Origin of the sequence: Arthrobacter sp. UCD-GKA, from assembly GCF_001863355.1 — a bacterium.
Lineage (GTDB): Bacteria > Actinomycetota > Actinomycetes > Actinomycetales > Micrococcaceae > Paeniglutamicibacter.
The window spans coordinates 390,610-407,994 of record NZ_MOLR01000001.1 but is presented as its reverse complement, the minus strand read 5'-3'; the positions used below and the strand labels follow the sequence as shown (position 1 = coordinate 407,994).

General features: G+C 63.8%; 23 protein-coding genes. 1 reads left to right on the top strand and 22 read right to left on the bottom strand.

Annotated elements, in window-relative coordinates; genetic code table 11:
- Nucleotides 1-31 precede the first annotated feature (31 nt).
- Nucleotides 32-1,567 (top strand): bifunctional ADP-dependent NAD(P)H-hydrate dehydratase/NAD(P)H-hydrate epimerase, encoded by a 1,536-nt coding sequence (locus tag BLJ79_RS01935; protein ID WP_071212962.1) that lies wholly within the window; start codon nucleotides 32-34, stop codon nucleotides 1,565-1,567.
- 230 nt (nucleotides 1,568-1,797) lie between these two features.
- Here the strand turns inward: BLJ79_RS01935 and BLJ79_RS01930 are convergent, their stop codons facing one another.
- The 22 genes from BLJ79_RS01930 to rplX form a co-directional block, all read right to left on the bottom strand.
- The gene (locus BLJ79_RS01930; RefSeq protein ID WP_083410929.1) at nucleotides 1,798-3,141 is read right to left on the bottom strand and encodes a UDP-glucose dehydrogenase family protein; all 1,344 of its coding nucleotides are present in this window, start codon (nucleotides 3,139-3,141) and stop codon (nucleotides 1,798-1,800) included.
- Nucleotides 3,142-3,270: 129 nt separating this feature from the next.
- Nucleotides 3,271-4,617, bottom strand: a complete 1,347-nt coding sequence (gene glmM, locus BLJ79_RS01925; RefSeq protein ID WP_071212961.1) for a phosphoglucosamine mutase — start codon at nucleotides 4,615-4,617, stop codon at nucleotides 3,271-3,273.
- Between the two features lie 176 nt (nucleotides 4,618-4,793).
- Nucleotides 4,794-5,294, bottom strand: a complete 501-nt coding sequence (rpsI, locus tag BLJ79_RS01920; RefSeq protein WP_071212960.1) for a 30S ribosomal protein S9 — start codon at nucleotides 5,292-5,294, stop codon at nucleotides 4,794-4,796.
- 36 nt (nucleotides 5,295-5,330) lie between these two features.
- The gene (rplM, locus tag BLJ79_RS01915) at nucleotides 5,331-5,774 is read right to left on the bottom strand and encodes a 50S ribosomal protein L13 (protein ID WP_071212959.1); all 444 of its coding nucleotides are present in this window, start codon (nucleotides 5,772-5,774) and stop codon (nucleotides 5,331-5,333) included.
- 343 nt (nucleotides 5,775-6,117) lie between these two features.
- Nucleotides 6,118-6,984: a tRNA pseudouridine(38-40) synthase TruA gene (gene truA / locus BLJ79_RS01910; protein WP_071213235.1), complete on the bottom strand. Its 867-nt coding sequence runs from the start codon at nucleotides 6,982-6,984 to the stop codon at nucleotides 6,118-6,120.
- A gap of 212 nt (nucleotides 6,985-7,196) precedes the next feature.
- Nucleotides 7,197-7,709: a 50S ribosomal protein L17 gene (gene rplQ, locus BLJ79_RS01905; RefSeq protein WP_071212958.1), complete on the bottom strand. Its 513-nt coding sequence runs from the start codon at nucleotides 7,707-7,709 to the stop codon at nucleotides 7,197-7,199.
- 94 nt (nucleotides 7,710-7,803) lie between these two features.
- Nucleotides 7,804-8,811, bottom strand: a complete 1,008-nt coding sequence (locus tag BLJ79_RS01900) for a DNA-directed RNA polymerase subunit alpha (RefSeq protein ID WP_071212957.1) — start codon at nucleotides 8,809-8,811, stop codon at nucleotides 7,804-7,806.
- A gap of 173 nt (nucleotides 8,812-8,984) precedes the next feature.
- Entirely contained in the window at nucleotides 8,985-9,386 is a 402-nt protein-coding gene (gene rpsK / locus BLJ79_RS01895) for a 30S ribosomal protein S11 (protein WP_071212956.1), read from the bottom strand.
- Nucleotides 9,387-9,429: 43 nt separating this feature from the next.
- On the bottom strand, nucleotides 9,430-9,804 hold the full coding sequence (gene rpsM / locus BLJ79_RS01890) for a 30S ribosomal protein S13 (protein ID WP_071212955.1): 375 nt from the start codon (nucleotides 9,802-9,804) through the stop codon (nucleotides 9,430-9,432).
- A 150-nt stretch (nucleotides 9,805-9,954) separates the two neighbouring features.
- Complete coding sequence (gene rpmJ / locus BLJ79_RS22235) at nucleotides 9,955-10,068, bottom strand: 50S ribosomal protein L36 (RefSeq protein ID WP_071894985.1); 114 nt, start codon at nucleotides 10,066-10,068, stop codon at nucleotides 9,955-9,957.
- Nucleotides 10,069-10,151: 83 nt separating this feature from the next.
- Nucleotides 10,152-10,373, bottom strand: a complete 222-nt coding sequence (gene infA / locus BLJ79_RS01885; RefSeq protein ID WP_068731548.1) for a translation initiation factor IF-1 — start codon at nucleotides 10,371-10,373, stop codon at nucleotides 10,152-10,154.
- A gap of 231 nt (nucleotides 10,374-10,604) precedes the next feature.
- Nucleotides 10,605-11,435, bottom strand: a complete 831-nt coding sequence (map, locus tag BLJ79_RS01880; protein WP_071212954.1) for a type I methionyl aminopeptidase — start codon at nucleotides 11,433-11,435, stop codon at nucleotides 10,605-10,607.
- A 110-nt stretch (nucleotides 11,436-11,545) separates the two neighbouring features.
- Complete coding sequence (locus BLJ79_RS01875) at nucleotides 11,546-12,118, bottom strand: adenylate kinase (protein WP_071212953.1); 573 nt, start codon at nucleotides 12,116-12,118, stop codon at nucleotides 11,546-11,548.
- Nucleotides 12,115-13,419: a preprotein translocase subunit SecY gene (gene secY / locus BLJ79_RS01870; protein ID WP_071212952.1), complete on the bottom strand. Its 1,305-nt coding sequence runs from the start codon at nucleotides 13,417-13,419 to the stop codon at nucleotides 12,115-12,117. Before secY ends, BLJ79_RS01875 begins: the two co-directional genes overlap by 4 nt.
- A gap of 287 nt (nucleotides 13,420-13,706) precedes the next feature.
- Nucleotides 13,707-14,162 carry a 50S ribosomal protein L15 gene (gene rplO, locus BLJ79_RS01865; RefSeq protein WP_071212951.1) on the bottom strand — a complete coding sequence of 152 codons (456 nt, stop codon included), beginning with the start codon at nucleotides 14,160-14,162 and terminating at the stop codon, nucleotides 13,707-13,709.
- A 2-nt stretch (nucleotides 14,163-14,164) separates the two neighbouring features.
- A complete protein-coding gene (gene rpmD / locus BLJ79_RS01860; RefSeq protein WP_071212950.1) occupies nucleotides 14,165-14,371 on the bottom strand; it encodes a 50S ribosomal protein L30 in 207 nt (68 codons plus the stop codon).
- A 2-nt stretch (nucleotides 14,372-14,373) separates the two neighbouring features.
- Nucleotides 14,374-15,081 carry a 30S ribosomal protein S5 gene (gene rpsE / locus BLJ79_RS01855; RefSeq protein ID WP_071212949.1) on the bottom strand — a complete coding sequence of 236 codons (708 nt, stop codon included), beginning with the start codon at nucleotides 15,079-15,081 and terminating at the stop codon, nucleotides 14,374-14,376.
- Entirely contained in the window at nucleotides 15,078-15,449 is a 372-nt protein-coding gene (rplR, locus tag BLJ79_RS01850; RefSeq protein WP_071212948.1) for a 50S ribosomal protein L18, read from the bottom strand. The genes rpsE and rplR overlap by 4 nt, the downstream gene beginning before the upstream one ends.
- Before the next feature lie 2 nt (nucleotides 15,450-15,451).
- Entirely contained in the window at nucleotides 15,452-15,988 is a 537-nt protein-coding gene (gene rplF / locus BLJ79_RS01845) for a 50S ribosomal protein L6 (RefSeq protein WP_071212947.1), read from the bottom strand.
- Nucleotides 15,989-16,009: 21 nt separating this feature from the next.
- Nucleotides 16,010-16,408, bottom strand: a complete 399-nt coding sequence (rpsH, locus tag BLJ79_RS01840; protein WP_071212946.1) for a 30S ribosomal protein S8 — start codon at nucleotides 16,406-16,408, stop codon at nucleotides 16,010-16,012.
- Nucleotides 16,409-16,470: 62 nt separating this feature from the next.
- The gene (gene rplE / locus BLJ79_RS01835; RefSeq protein WP_071212945.1) at nucleotides 16,471-17,040 is read right to left on the bottom strand and encodes a 50S ribosomal protein L5; all 570 of its coding nucleotides are present in this window, start codon (nucleotides 17,038-17,040) and stop codon (nucleotides 16,471-16,473) included.
- Nucleotides 17,040-17,384, bottom strand: a complete 345-nt coding sequence (gene rplX, locus BLJ79_RS01830; RefSeq protein WP_071212944.1) for a 50S ribosomal protein L24 — start codon at nucleotides 17,382-17,384, stop codon at nucleotides 17,040-17,042. Before rplX ends, rplE begins: the two co-directional genes overlap by 1 nt.
- Between the last annotated feature and the right edge of the window lies 1 nt (nucleotide 17,385).

The window sequence follows — 17,385 nt, the reverse complement described above, 5'->3', positions numbered from 1 at the left end:
AATACCAGCCGCGGTTGGGTATTCTGAAGACATGATCCCCGTGTATGCAGGTTCCAGTGTTCGAGATGCCGAAAAGCCGCTGCTTCGCGATGCCAACGACCTGAGACTGATGCGCCGGGCCGCGGACGCGCTGGCACACCAGGCGGTGTTGATGCTCAAGGAACACACCGGCCGGCTCTACGGATCCCGCGTGGTGGCACTGGTCGGACCGGGCAACAACGGCGGGGACGGCCTCTTTGCCCTGGCTGCCCTGGCCAGGCGCGGGGTCGCCGTCACCGCGGTGCTGCTGGCTTCCCAGGCCCACCAGGAGGGCCTGGCCGCGCTGGCGCGCGCAGGTGGCCGCACCGCCGCCGCCGAGCGCCTGGAGACGCTGCTCGAGGACTGCGACCTGCTCATCGACGCCGCCTACGGCACCGGGCTGCGCCCCGGCGCCCACCTGCCGGCCATCCCCCGCCATATCCCGGTGCTCGCGTGCGACGTGCCCAGCGGCGTCGATGCCGACACCGGTGCGGCTGCCCAGAGCGTGATCCCGGCCGAGCGGACCGTGACCTTCGGGGCGCTGAAGACCGGCCTGGTGGTGGGATCCGGGCATCTGGTCTCCGGACGCATCCGCGTCACCGACATCGGGCTCACCCCGACCCTGGGCAAGCCGGAGGCCTGGGTCGTGCAGGGAGACGACCTGGAATTGCTGCTCGACCGCGACCACGGCTGGTCGGCGGCGGGCAGGCACAAGTACCAGCGCGGGGTGCTGGGATTGCTGGCCGGCTCCGTCCGTTACCCCGGCGCCGCGGTGCTCAGCGCCCGTGCCGCCGTCGCCACCGGGCTGGGGCTGCTGCGCACCATCGTCCCGGAGAACGTGGCCACGGCCCTGACCAGCCAGGTCCCCGAGGCCGTCCCGCTGGGCACCGACGAGCTGACCGCCCTGCTGGCGCAAAACCGCCGCAACGGGCGCGAGGGCGCCACCCGCATCGGAGCCTGGGCCATCGGCCCCGGACTGGAAGACACGCCAGAGACGCGCCGGCACCTGCAACAGATCCTCTCGGCCAACAACCCGTGCGTCATCGACGCCGGCGCGTTGGCGATGCTGGAACCGGGCGAACACCGCCAGCTGCGCATCCTCACCCCGCATGCCGGGGAACTGAACGCCCTGCTGGCCAAGGCCGGGGTGCGCGTCAGCGCCCGGGATATCGCCGCCGACCCGATCCGCTGGGCTCGCTGGGCCGCGGTCGCCTACGACTGCGTGATCCTGCTCAAGGGTTCGGCAACCATCTGCACGGCCCCGGACGGCTACGCACTGATCGTGCACGCCTCAACCCCGGACCTGGCCACCGCGGGCAGCGGGGATGTCCTCACCGGCATCCTGGGCACGTTGCTGGCGGCCGCCGACTTCCCGGCCACGCCCATCACCGGCGACGTCACCGCCCTGACCCACCGCCTGACCGACCTTGCTGCAGCAGGGGCGCTGATCCACGCCCACGCCGGCGCGCTGGCGGCCCGCGAAGGCACAGTCAGTGCCGTCGACCTGCTGGTGGAGCTGCCGCGCGCGGCCAGGGATCTGGGGCTCTAGGTTCCGTTTGCGGCGAACGATCCCGGTTTCGGGCATTAAAATGGGCCCACCAAAATTGCGAGTCATGGCGGGCCCTTTTCGCAGTTGCGGAAACTTGGGGTTTTCGCAGCATGCTGACGCGGGTAATTGGGGTAACCAACGCTGATGATCATGCTACCCAACTTTCCGGATTTGGCACGTCCCACCGCTGAAGTTAAGAAATACCGGCAGGCTTGCCGGTAAGGGCGCTCCTACAGTTCCCCATCCAGCGGGGCGTAGTGCTGGCCCATGCCAACGATTTCCCAGCCGGCGGCCTCCCACTGGGCGCGGGACAGCACATTGCGTCCGTCGATGATCCGTCGCTGCGCCACCAACGGCTCCAGGTCCGCGGGAACCAGTGCCCTGAACTCGGACCATTCGGTCAGCAGCAGCACCAGGTCCGCCTGGGCCACGGCCTCGGGCAGGTCCTCGGCGTAGTGCAGGCGCGGGAAGCGGTCGGCGGCGTTCTTGTTGCCCTTGGGGTCGTAGACCAGCACCTCCGCGCCGGCATTGAAGAGCCGCACCGCGATGTCCAGGGCCGGGGAGTCGCGCACGTCATCCGAGTCGGGCTTGAAGGTCACCCCGAGCACCGCGATGCGCGCACCGACCAGCTGCTCGTTGAGCATGGTGTGGGCCAGGCGCACCACGCGTTCGCGGCGGCGCAGGTTGATCTCGTCCACCTCGGCCAGGAATCCCATGGTGTGGGTCAGTCCCAGTTCGCTGGTCCGTGCCTGCAGCGCGCGGATGTCCTTGGGCAGGCAGCCTCCGCCGAATCCGACCCCGGCATTGAGGAACTTCCGCCCGATGCGGGCGTCGTGGCCCAGCGCGTCGGCCAGCACGGTGATGTCCCCGCCGATCGTCTCGGTCACCTCGGCGAAGGAGTTGATGAAGGAGATCTTGGTGGCCAGGAAGGCGTTGGCGGCGACCTTGACCAGTTCGGCGGTCTCGAAGTCCGTCACGATCAACGGGGTGTCCGCCTCCAGCGCGCTTGCATAGACGCTGCGCAGCACCATCTCGGAGGTTTCGTCCTCGACACCCAGCACCAGCCGGTCCGGGGTCATGGTGTCGGCCACGGCGAAGCCCTCGCGCAGGAATTCGGGATTCCAGGCCAGGGTGATCTCGGCGTCCGCGTGGGCGTTGGCGGCGATCAGGGTGCGCAGGCGGCGGGCGGTTCCCACCGGCACCGTGGACTTGCCCACGATCAGGGCCTTGCCGCGGATGCGGGTGGCCAGCTCGGCGACTGCAGCGTCGACGTAGCGCATGTCGGCCCCGTGCCCGTCGGCGCGCTGCGGGGTGCCGACGCCGATGAAGTGCACGTCCGCCCAGGAGGACACCTGCTCGTAGTCGGTGGTGAAGCGCAACCGGCCGGAGGCCACGTGCTTGCGCAGCAGCTCGGGCAGGCCGGGCTCGTGGAAGGGCAGCAAGCCTGCCGAGAGTGCCTCGATCTTGGCCGGGTCGACGTCGACGCCGATGACCTCGAATCCCAGCTCCGCCATGCAGGCCGCGTGTGTCGCGCCCAGGTACCCGGTGCCGACCACCGAAATCTTCATGCTCATGCCCGTGGGAAACCCTTCAACTTTTTGGGGTGCAACGGGGGTGTTGCACCCGCACAAATGAACGTGGCCGAGGTCCGGGCACCCGTGGTGCCGGAACGCTCGGCCACATTGGCAATGCGGGAGTGGCTGTCAGAGCGCCAGTTCGCGCTGGACGACGTCGGCCAGCGACTGCGCCAGGGAGCTCGCCATGTCGTGCGAGGTGGCCTCGACCATCACGCGGACCACCGGCTCGGTTCCCGAGGGGCGCAGCAGCACGCGGCCGTTCTCGCCCAGTTCCGCCTCGGCGGCGGCGATCGCGGTGATCAGTACCTTGTTGCTGGGCGCGGCTTCCTTGTCGACGCCCTTGACGTTGATCAGCACCTGCGGAAGCACCGTCATGGCGGCGGCAAGCTCCTTGAGGGTCTTGCCGGTGGCATTGACGCGGGCTGCGATGTGCAGGCCGGTAAGCACCCCGTCGCCGGTGGTGGCGTGGTCGGCGAAGATCACGTGGCCGGACTGCTCCCCGCCCAGGTTGTAGTCGCCGGTGCGCATGCCCTCGAGCACGTAGCGGTCCCCCACCCCGGTTTCCAGGATGGTGATGCCTGCTTCGCGCATGGCGATCTTCAGGCCGAGGTTGCTCATCACGGTGGCCACCAGGGTGTCGTCCTTCAGGACGCCGCGTTCCTTCATGTCGGTGGCCATGATCGCCATGATCTGGTCCCCGTCCACGACAGTGCCTTCGTGGTCCACGGCCAGGCAGCGGTCGGCGTCGCCGTCGTGGGCGATGCCCAGGTCCGCGCCGTTGTCCAGCACGGCGGCCTGCAGGCGCTCGAGGTGCGTGGAGCCGTAGCCGTCATTGATGTTGATGCCGTCGGGTTCGGCACCGATGACCACGACCTGGGCCCCGGCGGCGTTGAAGACCTCCGGGGAGCAGCCGCTGGCCGCGCCGTGGGCACAGTCAAGGACGACCTTCATGCCGTCAAGCCGGTTCGGCAGCGTCTGCAGCAGGTGCATGACGTAGCGGTCCTCGGCATCCGCGAAGCGCGTTACCCGTCCCACGTCACCGCCGACCGGACGGTACTTGGGCTTGTCCAGGGCCGCCTCGATGGCGTCCTCCAGGGCGTCGTCGAGCTTCTTGCCGCCGCGAGCCAGGAACTTGATCCCGTTGTCCGGGGCGGGGTTGTGCGAGGCGGAGATCATGACGCCGAAGTCGGCGCCCAGATCCGCGACCAGGTACGCCGCCGCCGGCGTCGGAAGGGTCCCCGCATCGTGCACATCGACGCCGGAGGCTGCGAGCCCCGCCTCGATTGCAGCAGAGAGGAAGTCGCCACTGATCCTGGGATCCTTGGCCACCACCGCCACGGGCCTGCGCCCGTCATGTATTTTCTCGTGCCCCAGCACCATCGCGGCGGCCTGTGAAAGCGCCATCGCCAGTTCGGGGGTCAGAAGTTCGTTTGCTTTTCCGCGGACACCATCGGTCCCAAATAACCTTGCCATCGTCATCCATCATAGGGCCAGCAATCCCCGAAGTCGGGCATCTATGGGGTTTATCAAGGCAATCTTTGCCTATTCATGTGCCATATCCCACTAAGGCACCGCGCCTTAACGGCCAAAGGGCCCCGGCACGAATGCCGGGACCCTTCGGTGCCGGGTGAAAACCCGGCGCAAGCGGTTTAGCGCTTGGAGAACTGCGAAGCCTTGCGAGCCTTCTTGAGACCAGCCTTCTTGCGCTCGATGACGCGTGCGTCACGAGTCAAGTAGCCGGCCTTCTTGAGAGCGGCGCGGTTGTTGTCGCGGTCGATCTCGTTCAGCGAGCGGGCGATGCCCAGGCGCAGCGCCCCGGCCTGGCCCGAGGGGCCGCCACCGTGGATGCGTGCAATGACGTCGTATGCGCCGTCCAGCTCGAGGAGCTTGAACGGTTCGTTGACGTCCTGCTGGTGCAGCTTGTTCGGGAAGTAGTTGTCCAGCGAGCGGCCGTTGAGGGTCCACTGGCCGGTGCCCGGAACGACGCGCACGCGGGCAATTGCCTGCTTGCGACGGCCAACTGCTGCGCCTGCAACGGTCAGTGCCGGACGTTCCTTGACTGCCTCTGCCTCTACGGCAACGGTCTCCGAGGTGTACGAAGTCGGAGCTTCACCCTCGAATTCAGTGATCTCTTCAGTGTTCTGAGCCACGATAATCTCCTAAAGTCTTGTTCTCGGGGCCCAGCGCTACTGCGCGACCTGGGTGATTTCGAAGGTCTGCGGCTGCTGTGCAGCGTGCGGGTGCTCGGCACCGCGGTAGACCTTCAACTTGGACAGCTGATCCGCAGCCAGCGAGTTCTTCGGGAGCATGCCCTTGATGGCCTTCTCCACTGCCTGTACCGGGTTCTTTTCAAGAAGCTCGGCGTAGGTCACGGACTTCAGGCCGCCCGGGAAACCCGAGTGGCGGTAGGCGCGCTTGTTTTCGAGCTTGGCGCCGGTGAGGGCAACCTTCTCGGCGTTGATGATGATGACGTGGTCGCCCATGTCCATGTGGGGGGCGAAGGTAGCCTTGTGCTTGCCGCGCAGCAGGGTTGCGGCCTGGACGGCGAGGCGGCCAAGTACAACGTCAGTGGCATCAATGATGTGCCACTGGCGGGTCTGGTCAGCCGGCTTTGGAGTGAACGTACGCACTGTAATTGCCTTTGTTTATTGGTTACTGGTCAAGCACAGGTCCAAACAGCGGCTGTGAGATCCACTATTGTCTTTGTGCTGTGTTTCGATGCGCTGTACCAGTTCGCCAGGTGAGGACTGAAAAGACCGGCCGTCCATGAATGTTCGCAATCCCAGCAGACCAGTGGCTCTGCAACTGAGCCGTCACGCGGAGAAGGTTGTGTCGAACAAAGGACACGCACAACAGCCGTTAGTCTATCGGATTAACCCCGGCACCACCAAAGCGTGCGCCGTGAACCGCGCTACGCTTGCGTGATTCGCCTCTCACCGCTCGGATCGGGGCACTCGGGCAAGGGTCTAGCCGCTACTCCAGCGACACTCCCCCGATGGGGATGCCCACGTCGTGCGGCAGCCGCCGGGCCCGGGTGAGCTCGGCACGCGCCGCCGCCTCGCGCCCGGTGGGGTAGGCCACTTCCTCGAGCACCAGGGCCCGGGGATCGGCCAGCAATGTCTTGGAATCACGCAATTCCTCGGCGAGGCGGGCGGCAACCCAGCCGGGTTCCTCCCGCCCGTCGCCCACCAGCAGGCACGCCCCGATGAGGGCGCGGACCATGTTGTGGCAGAACGCGTCCGCCTTCAGGTGCGCCACCACGATGCCGCGCTCGTCGCGGGCGAAGGAGAACTCGGTCAGCGTGCGGATGGTGGTGGCGTGGTCGCGCGGCTTGCAGAAGGACAGGAAGTCGTGGCGACCCAGCAGGCTTTGCGCCTCGGCGTCCAGCAGCTCCACATCGACCTCGCGCTTGTGCCACATCGTGTAGGCGCGCGAGAGCGGGTCCCAGCTTGAGGCGCCGTCGGCGATCCGGTACGAATAGCGGCGCCAGAGCGCGGAGAAGCGCGCATCGAACCCGTCCGGGGCGAGGGAAGCCTGGTGGATGAGGATGGCCCCGCGCTCCCGGGTCAGCACCCCGCGCAGCCTGCGCACCAGGGCTCGTTCCGGGGAAATGGCCGCTCCGCGGGGCAGGGACTCGAATTCGGCGGCGGTCAGGTCGAAGTGGACCATCTGGTTCCGGGCGTGGACCCCGGCATCGGTGCGCCCGGCCACCGTGGTGCGCACGGGCCGGCGCAGGAGCATGGCCAGGGCCGCTTCCACCACGCCTTGCACCGTGGGAAGGCCAGGCTGGATGGCCCAGCCGTTGTACCCGGTGCCGTCATATCCCAGTCGCACGCACATGCGCACCAGCGCCGGCTCGGTGGGGCTGGAGCTGGGGGCCAGTGAGGGATCCACCGAATCAATGGCGGGAATCAACATGTTTCAATCCTAGATCCACGCGCCTGCCCGCTGCGGGCCGGCGCCGTTTAAAGCCATTGGCCCGGCGCATTTTCCCCCTAATCGGGAAAAGCCGCGCCGGGCCAATGTTTTGGCTGTTGCCAGGGGGACAAGGACTAGGCCTTGTTCTCCTCTGCTGCCTCGGTCTCAACGACCTCGGCGGTTTCGGTTGCTTCGGTCTCGACGACCTCTTCAACCGGAGCAGCCACTGCGGCAGCCTTTTCGGCTTCCTTCACAACGGCCTGCTTCGGGGAAACCGGCTCCATGACCAATTCGATGACAGCCATCGGGGCGTTGTCGCCCTTGCGGTTGCCGATCTTGGTGATGCGGGTGTAGCCACCCGGACGCTCGGCCATGACCGGTGCGATGTTCTCGAACAGCTCGTGGACGATCGACTTGTTGGTGCGGCTGCGCGAGGCAATGACTGCCTGGACGCGGCGACGCGAGGCCAGGTCTCCGCGCTTGGCGAAGGTGATCAGGCGCTCTGCGTGCGGACGAAGGCGCTTGGCCTTGGTCAGCGTGGTGGTGATGGATTTGTTCTCGAACAGCTGCGCGGACAGGTTCGCGAGCATCAAACGCTCGTGAGCTGCGCTGCCGCCGAGACGCGGACCCTTGGGAGGGGTAGGCATAGTGTTCTCCTAGTATGGTGGCCTTTGCGCCCGGGGCCCCGGTGGGATACCGGGCGCAAAGGTTTAAGTTCTATAGCTGGTGGGCCAAGAAGTCTTAGACTTCTTCCTCACCGTAGACGTCATCGTCGCCAATGGCGGCGGCACGTGCTGCAAGATCGAAGCCCGGAGGGGAATCCTTCAGGGCCAGACCCAAATCAATCAGCTTCGCCTTGACCTCGTCAATGGACTTCGCACCGAAGTTACGGATGTCCATCAGGTCGGCCTCGGAGCGTGCAACGAGTTCACCCACGGAGTGGATGCCCTCACGCTTGAGGCAGTTGTACGAGCGAACCGTCAATTCGAGGTCTTCGATCGGCAGCGCCATGTCGGCTGCGAGTGCGGCGTCCGTCGGGGACGGGCCGATCTCGATGCCTTCAGCGGCGGTGTTCAGCTCGCGTGCCAGGCCGAACAGTTCAACCAGGGTGGTGCCTGCGGATGCAACTGCATCGCGCGGGAGCATCGAATCCTTGGTCTCGACATCGACGATGAGCTTGTCAAAGTCGGTGCGCTGCTCGACACGGGTGGCCTCCACGCGGAAGGTCACCTTCAGCACCGGCGAGTAGATCGAATCCACTGGGATGCGACCGATCTCTGCGTCCACGTTCTTGTTCTGCGCTGCAGAAACATAACCGCGGCCACGTTCGATGGTCAGTTCCATGTCGAACTTGCCCTTCGCGTTCAATGTCGCGATGTGCAGGTCCGGGTTGTGGAATTCCACGCCGGCTGGCGGGGTGATGTCGGCTGCGGTGACGACGCCCGGGCCCTGCTTGCGCAGGTAGGCGACGACCGGCTCGTCATGTTCGGAGGACACTGAGAGATTCTTGATGTTCAGAATCAGCTCGGTGACATCTTCCTTCACACCGGCTACGGTGGTGAACTCGTGCAATACCCCGTCGATCCGCACACTGGTGACAGCTGCACCAGGAATGGAGGAGAGCAGGGTACGGCGAAGCGAGTTACCCAGGGTGTAGCCGAAGCCAGGCTCCAACGGTTCAATTACGAAACGGGAGCGGTTCTCCGCTACGACTTCTTCGGTCAGGGTAGGGCGCTGTGCAATGAGCACTTACATTTCCTTTCAGCGAGCGTCCGCTATATGACGCAACACAGGGGGTGGAAACGACGTATGCCTCGTCGGCGTTCGTCTGGTTCGGTCTGGCTAGCCGTGGCGATCATGCCGCCGCGCCCAACCCCCTTGCGGGGGAAAGACGCGGCGGCATCAAAGCCAGACAGTCATTTTTAGACGCGGCGACGCTTTGGCGGGCGGCAGCCGTTGTGTGCGCTTGGGGAAACGTCCTGGATGGACCCAACCTCAAGGCCAGCAGCCTGCAGCGAGCGGATCGCGGTTTCGCGTCCCGAGCCCGGGCCCTTGACGAAAACGTCAACCTTGCGAAGTCCGTGCTCCTGAGCACGCTTTGCAGCAGCCTCGGCGGCCATCTGTGCAGCGTACGGAGTGGACTTGCGCGAGCCCTTGAAGCCAACCTCGCCGGCCGAGGCCCACGAGATTACAGCACCTGAAGGATCCGTGATGGAAACGATGGTGTTGTTGAAGGTGCTCTTGATGTGCGCCTGTCCGAGCGCGATATTCTTTTTGTCCTTGCGACGCGGCTTGCGGACCGCTCCACGAGTCTTGGGGGGCATGCTTACTCCTACGAGAAATTTGGCTTAGTGACGACCGCTAGATTTAGCGGGTCTTCTTCTTACCGGCGACGGTGCGCTTCGGGCCCTTGCGGGTACGAGCGTTGGTCTTGGTGCGCTGACCGCGGACCGGCAGGCCCTTGCGGTGGCGGATGCCTTCGTAGGAGCCGATTTCAACCTTGCGGCGAATGTCAGCTGCCACTTCACGGCGGAGGTCACCCTCAACCTTGAAGCTGCCTTCAATGAAGTCACGCAGCTGAACCAGCTCAGCGTCGGTCAGATCCTTCACGCGAGTGTCCGGGTTGATCCCGGTCTCGGCGATGGTCTGTTCTGCACGGGTCTTGCCCACGCCGTAGATGTAGGTAAGCGCAATAATCACGCGCTTTTCGCGCGGGATGTCTACGCCAGCTAGACGAGCCATATGCTGTCTACCTTTCGATGTGCGGAGGTCTAAAGCAGTACAATCCTGGGAATTCCCAGTCCACGGCCTCCGTGCCGTGGGTGTGCATCGCGCGGTGGATGCTGTACTGCCGATTACAATTACTACGCGCAGGATTTCCCGTGAGGGAAATTAGCCCTGACGCTGCTTATGGCGTGGATTTTCGCAGATCACCATGACCCGACCATTACGGCGGATCACCTTGCACTTATCGCAGATCGGCTTCACGCTAGGGTTAACCTTCACGGCTTACTCCTTTTGCGGTTGCGGTTTCAGTGGAGCGTAATTACCTTTGTCGCCCGTCCCAAGGGAAGGAAGAACAAAAATCTTTACTTGTAGCGGTAAACGATACGTCCGCGGTTGAGGTCATACGGACTGAGTTCCACCACTACGCGATCCTCAGGGAGGATTCGAATGTAGTGCTGACGCATCTTTCCCGAGATAGTTGCAAGTACAACGTGCCCGTTGGGCAGCTCAACACGGAACATCGCGTTGGGCAGTGCCTCTGACACGGTGCCTTCTACCTCGATGACACCCTCTTTCTTGGCCATATCCTCCGCTAACTTTTGTTGCTGGCGACATTTACCGCCAACAGATTTATGGTCTCGGCCATCGATCACAGAGGTACCCGCAGCAACAGCTTTTGGGCACCAAGGAACAGACAACCAACAGTCAAGCCTACGCGCTGGAGGGCTTAAAGGGAAATCATTGTGGCCGACCCGTTTTGTTAGGTTGGCCACAGTTTCCCCACGCGGCCACGCGCACCGGAGTGCGGACCGGCGCTAGGAAACGATCGGGGAGGGGACCACGCCGTACGGTGCAAGCCCCGCCACTCCCCCGTCGTGGGCCGTCAGTACCCAGATGCCGCCCATGTGCACGGCCACCGAGTGTTCCCACTGCGAGGCACGCTGCCCATCGACGGTCACCACGGTCCAGTCGTCGGCCAGCACCTTGGTCTCAAGTCCCCCGCGCACCAGCATCGGTTCGATGGCCAGGCACATGCCCGGCTTCACCCGGGCGCCGCGGTGTCCGGTTCGGTAGTTCAGGACATCGGGCGCCTGGTGCATCTCGGACCCGATGCCGTGGCCCACGTAGTCCTCCAGGATGCCCAGCGGAGCCCCCGGGACCCCGGAGACAAAGTCGTCGATGGCATCGCCGATGGCACCGACGAACCGTGCCTCGGCCAGCGCGGCAATCCCCCTCCACATGGCTTCCTGGGTGATGTCGGACAGGCGCTGGTCCTCGGGGGCCGCGGTGCCGACGATGACGGTGCGCGCCGAGTCGGCATGCCAGCCGTCGATGATGGCCCCGCCGTCGATCTTCAGCACGTCCCCGTCCGCCAGCACGTACTCGCTGGGGAACCCGTGGACGACCTCCTCGTTGACCGAGGCGCAGATGGTGGCCGGGAACCCGTGGTAGCCCTTGAAGTTGCTGGTTGCCCCGTGGCGTTCAAGCACCGAGGCGAAGACCGCGTCCAGGTGGGCGGTGGTCACGCCGATTTGCGCGGCGGCAACGGCTTCGTCCAAGGCCTCGGCCAGGACCAAGCCCGCCTCGCGCATCTTCAGGATCTGCCCGTTGGTCTTGTACTCGATCTTGCGTTGGCTGAAAGCCATGGTGTGTATGTCCCTTTCCAAAGACGTTGCTCCACGTCATTATCGCAAAAAACCGCGGGGCTCGCGGCACTGGTGTGCCGGTCCCCGCGGTTTGTGCGTGCGTGAGCGATTTAGACGTTCTGTCCCAGCGCGTCCATGACGCGGTTGGTGACTTCATCGATCTCGCCGATGCCGTCCACCAGGCGCACGATGCCGCGCTCCTGGTAGCGGTTGACCACGACGGCGGTTTCCTCGTGGTACAGGCCCAGGCGGTGGCGGATGACCTCTTCGTTGTCATCGGCGCGGCCTTCGATCTGCGCGCGCTTGAGCAGGCGGGCGACGAGCTCCTCGTCGTCGGCGGTCAGCTGCAGCACGGCGTCGAGCTGCACCCCGGCGTCGGCCAGGATCGAATCAAGCTCGTCGACCTGGGCGCTGGTGCGCGGGTACCCGTCCAGCAGGAAGCCGTCCTTGACGTCGTCCTGGGACAGGCGGTCGCGGACCATCGAGTTGGTGACCGAGTCGGGAACGAAGTTCCCGGCGTCGATGTACTTCTTGGCCTCGACGCCCAGCGGGGTTCCGCCCTTGACGTTGGCGCGGAAGATGTCGCCGGTGGAGATGGCCACAACGTTGAGGCGCTCGGAGATGCGGTCCGCCTGGGTGCCCTTGCCGGCACCGGGGGGTCCAATGATCAACAGTCTTGTCATCGCAGAAGTCCTTCGTAGTGTCGCTGCTGCATTTGTGCGTTGATTTGCTTGACGGTTTCAAGACCCACACCAACCATGATGAGGATCGAGGTGCCGCCAAATGGGAAGTTCTGATCGGCATTGATCAACACGAAGGCGATCAACGGAATCAGGGCCACGAATGCCAGGTAAATGGCACCGGGGAACGTGATGCGGCTGAGGATGTACTCGAGGTACTCGGCCGTCGGACGTCCGGCACGGATGCCGGGGATGAATCCGCCGTACTGCTTCATGTTGTCGGCAACCTCGGTCGGGTTGAACGTGATGGCGACGTAGAAGTAGGTGAAGCCGATGGTCAGCAGCGTGTAGGCGATCATGTACAGCGGCGAGGAACCGGCGAAGTTCGTCTGCACCCACAGCGCCCAGTCCGGCAGCGTGCCGTCGGCGCGCGTGTTGAACTGCACGACCATCGAGGGCAGTGCCAGCATCGAGGAAGCGAAGATCACCGGGATCACGCCGGCCATGTTGACCTTGATCGGGATGTAGGTGGACGTTCCGCCCACGGTGCGGCGCCCGATCATCCGCTTGGCGTACTGCACCGGGATGCGGCGCTGGGACTGCTCCACGAAGACGACCAGGGCAATGACCGCGACGCCGATGAGGATGACCCCCGTGAAGACGCCCCAGCCCTGCGAGGTGGCGATGGCGCCCATGGCCGAGGGGAAGCCCGAGGCAATGGACACGAAGATCAGCAGCGACATGCCGTTGCCGACGCCGCGTTCGGTGGCCAGCTCGCCCATCCACATGATCAGGCCGGTGCCTGCGGTGAGCGTGAAGATCATCAGGATGATGACCCAGAGGTTGTCCTCGGGGACGATCGGGAGCTGGCAGGAGGGGAAGAGCATTCCGCTGCGTGCCAGCGAGACCAGCGTGGTTGCCTGCAACAGGCCCAGCGCAATGGTCAGGTACCGGGTGTACTGGGTCAGGACGGCCTGTCCGGCCTGTCCTTCCTTGTGCAGCTCCTCGAAGCGAGGGATCACCACACGCAGCAGCTGGACGATGATGGAGGCCGTGATGTAGGGCATGATGCCCATGGCGAAGATCGAGACCTGCAGCAATGCACCGCCGCTGAACAGGTTCACGAACTGGTACAGGCCGCCGGTGGTGTTACCCGCGGCAAGACACTGTTGGACGTTGGAGTAGTCCACGCCAGGGGCAGGGATGTAGACACCTGCACGGTAGATCGCGATGATGGCGAGCGTGAACAACAACTTGCGTCGCAGGTCAGGCGTCCGGAATACCCGGGCAATGGCGCTGAACAAGCGTCCTCCTGATTGGTGGTGGCCGGGGGTACCCGGGGGTTGACCTATTGATTCTATCGGGTGGTGAGTGTTACACACCAAATGAATCGCGGCTGGGACTGTAATCATTCCCCGGCTGATCGATATATCCAGCGGGAAACCACCTGCGGAACCATGCCCACGGCATAACTGCATGACAGCCGGTTCCCGAAGGTGTAGCGGAAAGAAAAAAGGGGTGTCCCCGGGAATCCGCTTAGCGAATTCCCGGGTCCACCCCTTCTCACTGTGTGATCAAGAGACCACGTAGCTTAGAGCTCTACTGCAGAGCCGCCGGCTGCGACGATCTTTTCCGACGCGGACGAGGAGAAGGCGTTGACCTTCACGTCGACCTTGACGGTCAGTTCGCCCGAGCCAAGGACCTTGACGGGCTCGTTCTTGCGAACGGCGCCCTTCGCGACCAATGCCTCAACGGTGACTTCGCCACCTTCGGGGAACAGCTCCGAGATCTTGTCCAGGTTTACAACCTGGAACTCGACGCGGAACGGGTTCTTGAAGCCGCGAAGCTTCGGAAGGCGCATGTGCAGCGGCAACTGGCCACCGGCGAAGCCGGCCTTGACCTGGTAGCGCGCCTTGGTGCCCTTCATACCGCGACCAGCGGTCTTGCCCTTGGATGCCTCACCACGACCCACACGGGTCTTGGCGGTCTTGGCACCTTCGGCCGGACGCAGGTGGTGTACCTTCAATGCGTTTTCTTTTTCAGCCATGACTACTTCGCCTCCTCAACCTTTACGAGGTGCGGAACCGTGTTGACCATGCCTACGGTGACGGCGTCGGCGGTACGGACCACGGTGTGGCCGATGCGCTTCAGACCGAGCGAGCGAAGGGTGTCGCGCTGGTTCTGCTTGCCACCAATGGTGGACTTAATCTGGGTGATTGTCAGAGTCGCGTCGCTAGGGACAATGTTCTTCGCCACTATTACGCACCTGCCTTCTGGTTCTGGATGTTCCACAGCATCTGTGCCGAAACAACTTCTTCCAACGGCAGGCCACGACGTGCTGCCACTGCCTGAGGCTCTTCAAGGGCCTTCAGTGCGGCCACGGTGCCGTGGACGATGTTGATCTGGTTGCTCGAGCCCATGGACTTCGACAGGACATCGTGGATGCCTGCGCATTCCAGTACGGCGCGGACCGGACCACCGGCGATAACGCCGGTACCCGGAGCAGCCGGACGCAGGAGGACAACGCCGGCAGCGGCTTCACCCTGCACCAGGTGCGGGATGGTGGTGCCGACGCGGGGAACGCGGAAGAAGGACTTCTTGGCTTCTTCAACGCCCTTGGCGATTGCTGCCGGAACTTCCTTGGCCTTGCCGTAGCCAACGCCAACGAGACCGTTGCCGTCACCCACAACCACAAGCGCGGTGAAGCTAAAGCGACGACCACCCTTGACAACCTTGGATACGCGGTTGATGGCTACAACGCGCTCAAGGAACTTGTCCTTGTCATCGTTGCGGCTGTCCTTCTGGTCGCGGCCACGGCCACGACCCTCGCCACGGCCACGGCCTTCGCCGCCACGTCCACGGCCTTCGCCGCGAGCGGCTCCGGCCTTGTCAGCGGCAGGAGCAGTCGCGACTGCCTCAGTAGCTTCAGACACCTGAGTTTCCTTCTTGTTAGTTGCTTCGCTCACAGTGCCAGCCCACCTTCGCGTGCACCGTCAGCAACAGCTGCCACGCGACCGTGGTACTTGTTGCCGCCGCGGTCGAAGACCACGGATTCGATGCCGGCAGCCTTGGCGCGCTCGGCGACGAGCTCACCAATGCGCTTGGCCTTGGCGGTCTTGTCACCGTCGAATGCGCGCAAGTCAGCTTCCATCGTCGACGCGTAAGCAACGGTGATGCCCTTGCTGTCGTCTACGACCTGAACGAAGATGTGGCGTGCGGAGCGGTTGACGACCAGGCGCGGACGCACCTCGGTGCCGGTGATGCGCTTACGAACACGCAAGTGGCGACGGCCGCGTGCGGCTGCCTTGCTCTTACCCTTGATTCCGAGAGCCATGGTTACTTACCAGCCTTTCCGACCTTGCGGCGGATGATTTCGCCAGCGTACCGAACGCCCTTGCCCTTGTACGGGTCAGGCTTGCGGAGCTTGCGGATGTTGGCGGAAACTTCGCCAACCTGCTGCTTGTTGATACCCGAGACGGTGATCTTGGTGTTGCCCTCGACAGCGAAGGCAATGCCCTCGGGAGCCTCGACAACAACCGGGTGCGAGTAGCCCAGGGCGAACTCGAGGTTCGAGCCCTTTGCTGCAACGCGGTAACCGGTACCGTGGATTTCGAGCTTCTTTTCGTAGCCTGCGGTGACACCGATGATCATGTTCTCGATCAGGGTACGGGTCAAGCCGTGCAGCGAACGCGAATCGCGTTCGTCGTTCGGGCGGGACACGGTCACGGTGTTCTCTTCGAGAACAACAGCGATCGGGCTTGCTACGGTGTGGTTCAGTTCGCCCTTGGCGCCCTTGACGGTGACAACGTCGCCATCAATCTTGAGCTCAACGCCGGCAGGAACAGTGATCGGAAGACGTCCAATACGTGACATGGTTTCTTTCTCCCTTTCCCGTTACCAGACGTAGGCGAGGACTTCCCCACCTACACCCTTCTTGGCTGCCTGGCGGTCCGTGAGGAGACCGGAGGACGTGGACAGGATTGCAATGCCGAGGCCACCAAGGACGTGCGGCAAGTTGGTGGACTTTGCGTATACACGCAGGCCCGGCTTCGAAATACGGCGAACGCCAGCGATTGAACGCTCGCGGCTCGGGCCGAACTTCAGGGTGATGGTCAGCTTTTTGCCGACCTCTGCTGCTTCTTCAACGAACGAGCCGATGTAGCCCTGTTCCTTGAGGATCTGGGCAACGCGCACCTTCAGCTTCGACGACGGCATGGAAACCGTGTCGTGGTAAGCCGAGTTGGCGTTGCGCAGACGAGTCAGCATATCTGCGACAGGATCTGTCATTGTCATTTGGGCTTCTGCCCTTCCTCGCTACGGTTTCCGCGCAAGCGCGGACCTGCAACGTAGTTGATCTAGTTGGCGGTCTTGAACGGGAAGCCCAGGGCCTTGAGCAAGGCGCGGCCTTCGTCGTCGGTCTTCGCGGTGGTCACTACGGTGATGTCCATGCCGCGAACGCGGTCGATGGAATCAACATCGATCTCGTGGAACATCGACTGTTCCGTGAGACCGAAGGTGTAGTTGCCGTTGCCGTCGAACTGCTTCGGGCTCAGGCCACGGAAGTCACGGATACGCGGCAGTGCCAGCGAAACCAGACGATCCACGAATTCCCACATGCGATCGCCGCGAAGCGTTGCGTGGGTACCAATCGGCATGCCTTCGCGCAGCTTGAACTGTGCGATCGACTTGCGTGCCTTGGTAACCAACGGCTTCTGGCCGGTGATGGCGGTGAGGTCGCGAACTGCGCCTTCGATGAGCTTGGAGTCCTTGGCGGCTTCGCCGACACCCATGTTCACAACAACCTTGACCAGGCCCGGGACCTGCATCGGGTTGGCGTAGTTGAACTCGTTCGTCAGGGTTTCGCGGATTTCGGCGTTGTACTTGGCCTTAAGGCGAGGCTGGATGTTCACAGCTGCTTCAGTCATTACAGTGCCTTTCCGGAAGACTTGGCGAAGCGAACACGGACGGTCTTGGACACGCCGTTCTTCTCCACGGTTTCCTCGCGGAAGCCAACGCGGGTCGGCTTCTTGGTTTCCGGGTCAACGATTGCGACATTCGAGATGTGCATCGGGGCCTCAACGACCTCAATGCCACCGGTCTGCGTGCCACGCTCGGTCTGGCCGGCCTTGGTGTGCTTGGTGACGCGGTTGACACCCTCAACAAGAACGCGCTGCGCTGCCGGGAATACCTTCAGCACCTTGCCCTGCTTGTTGCGGTCGGAACCGGCGATGACCTGAACGAGGTCACCCTTCTTAATCTTTGCACCCATG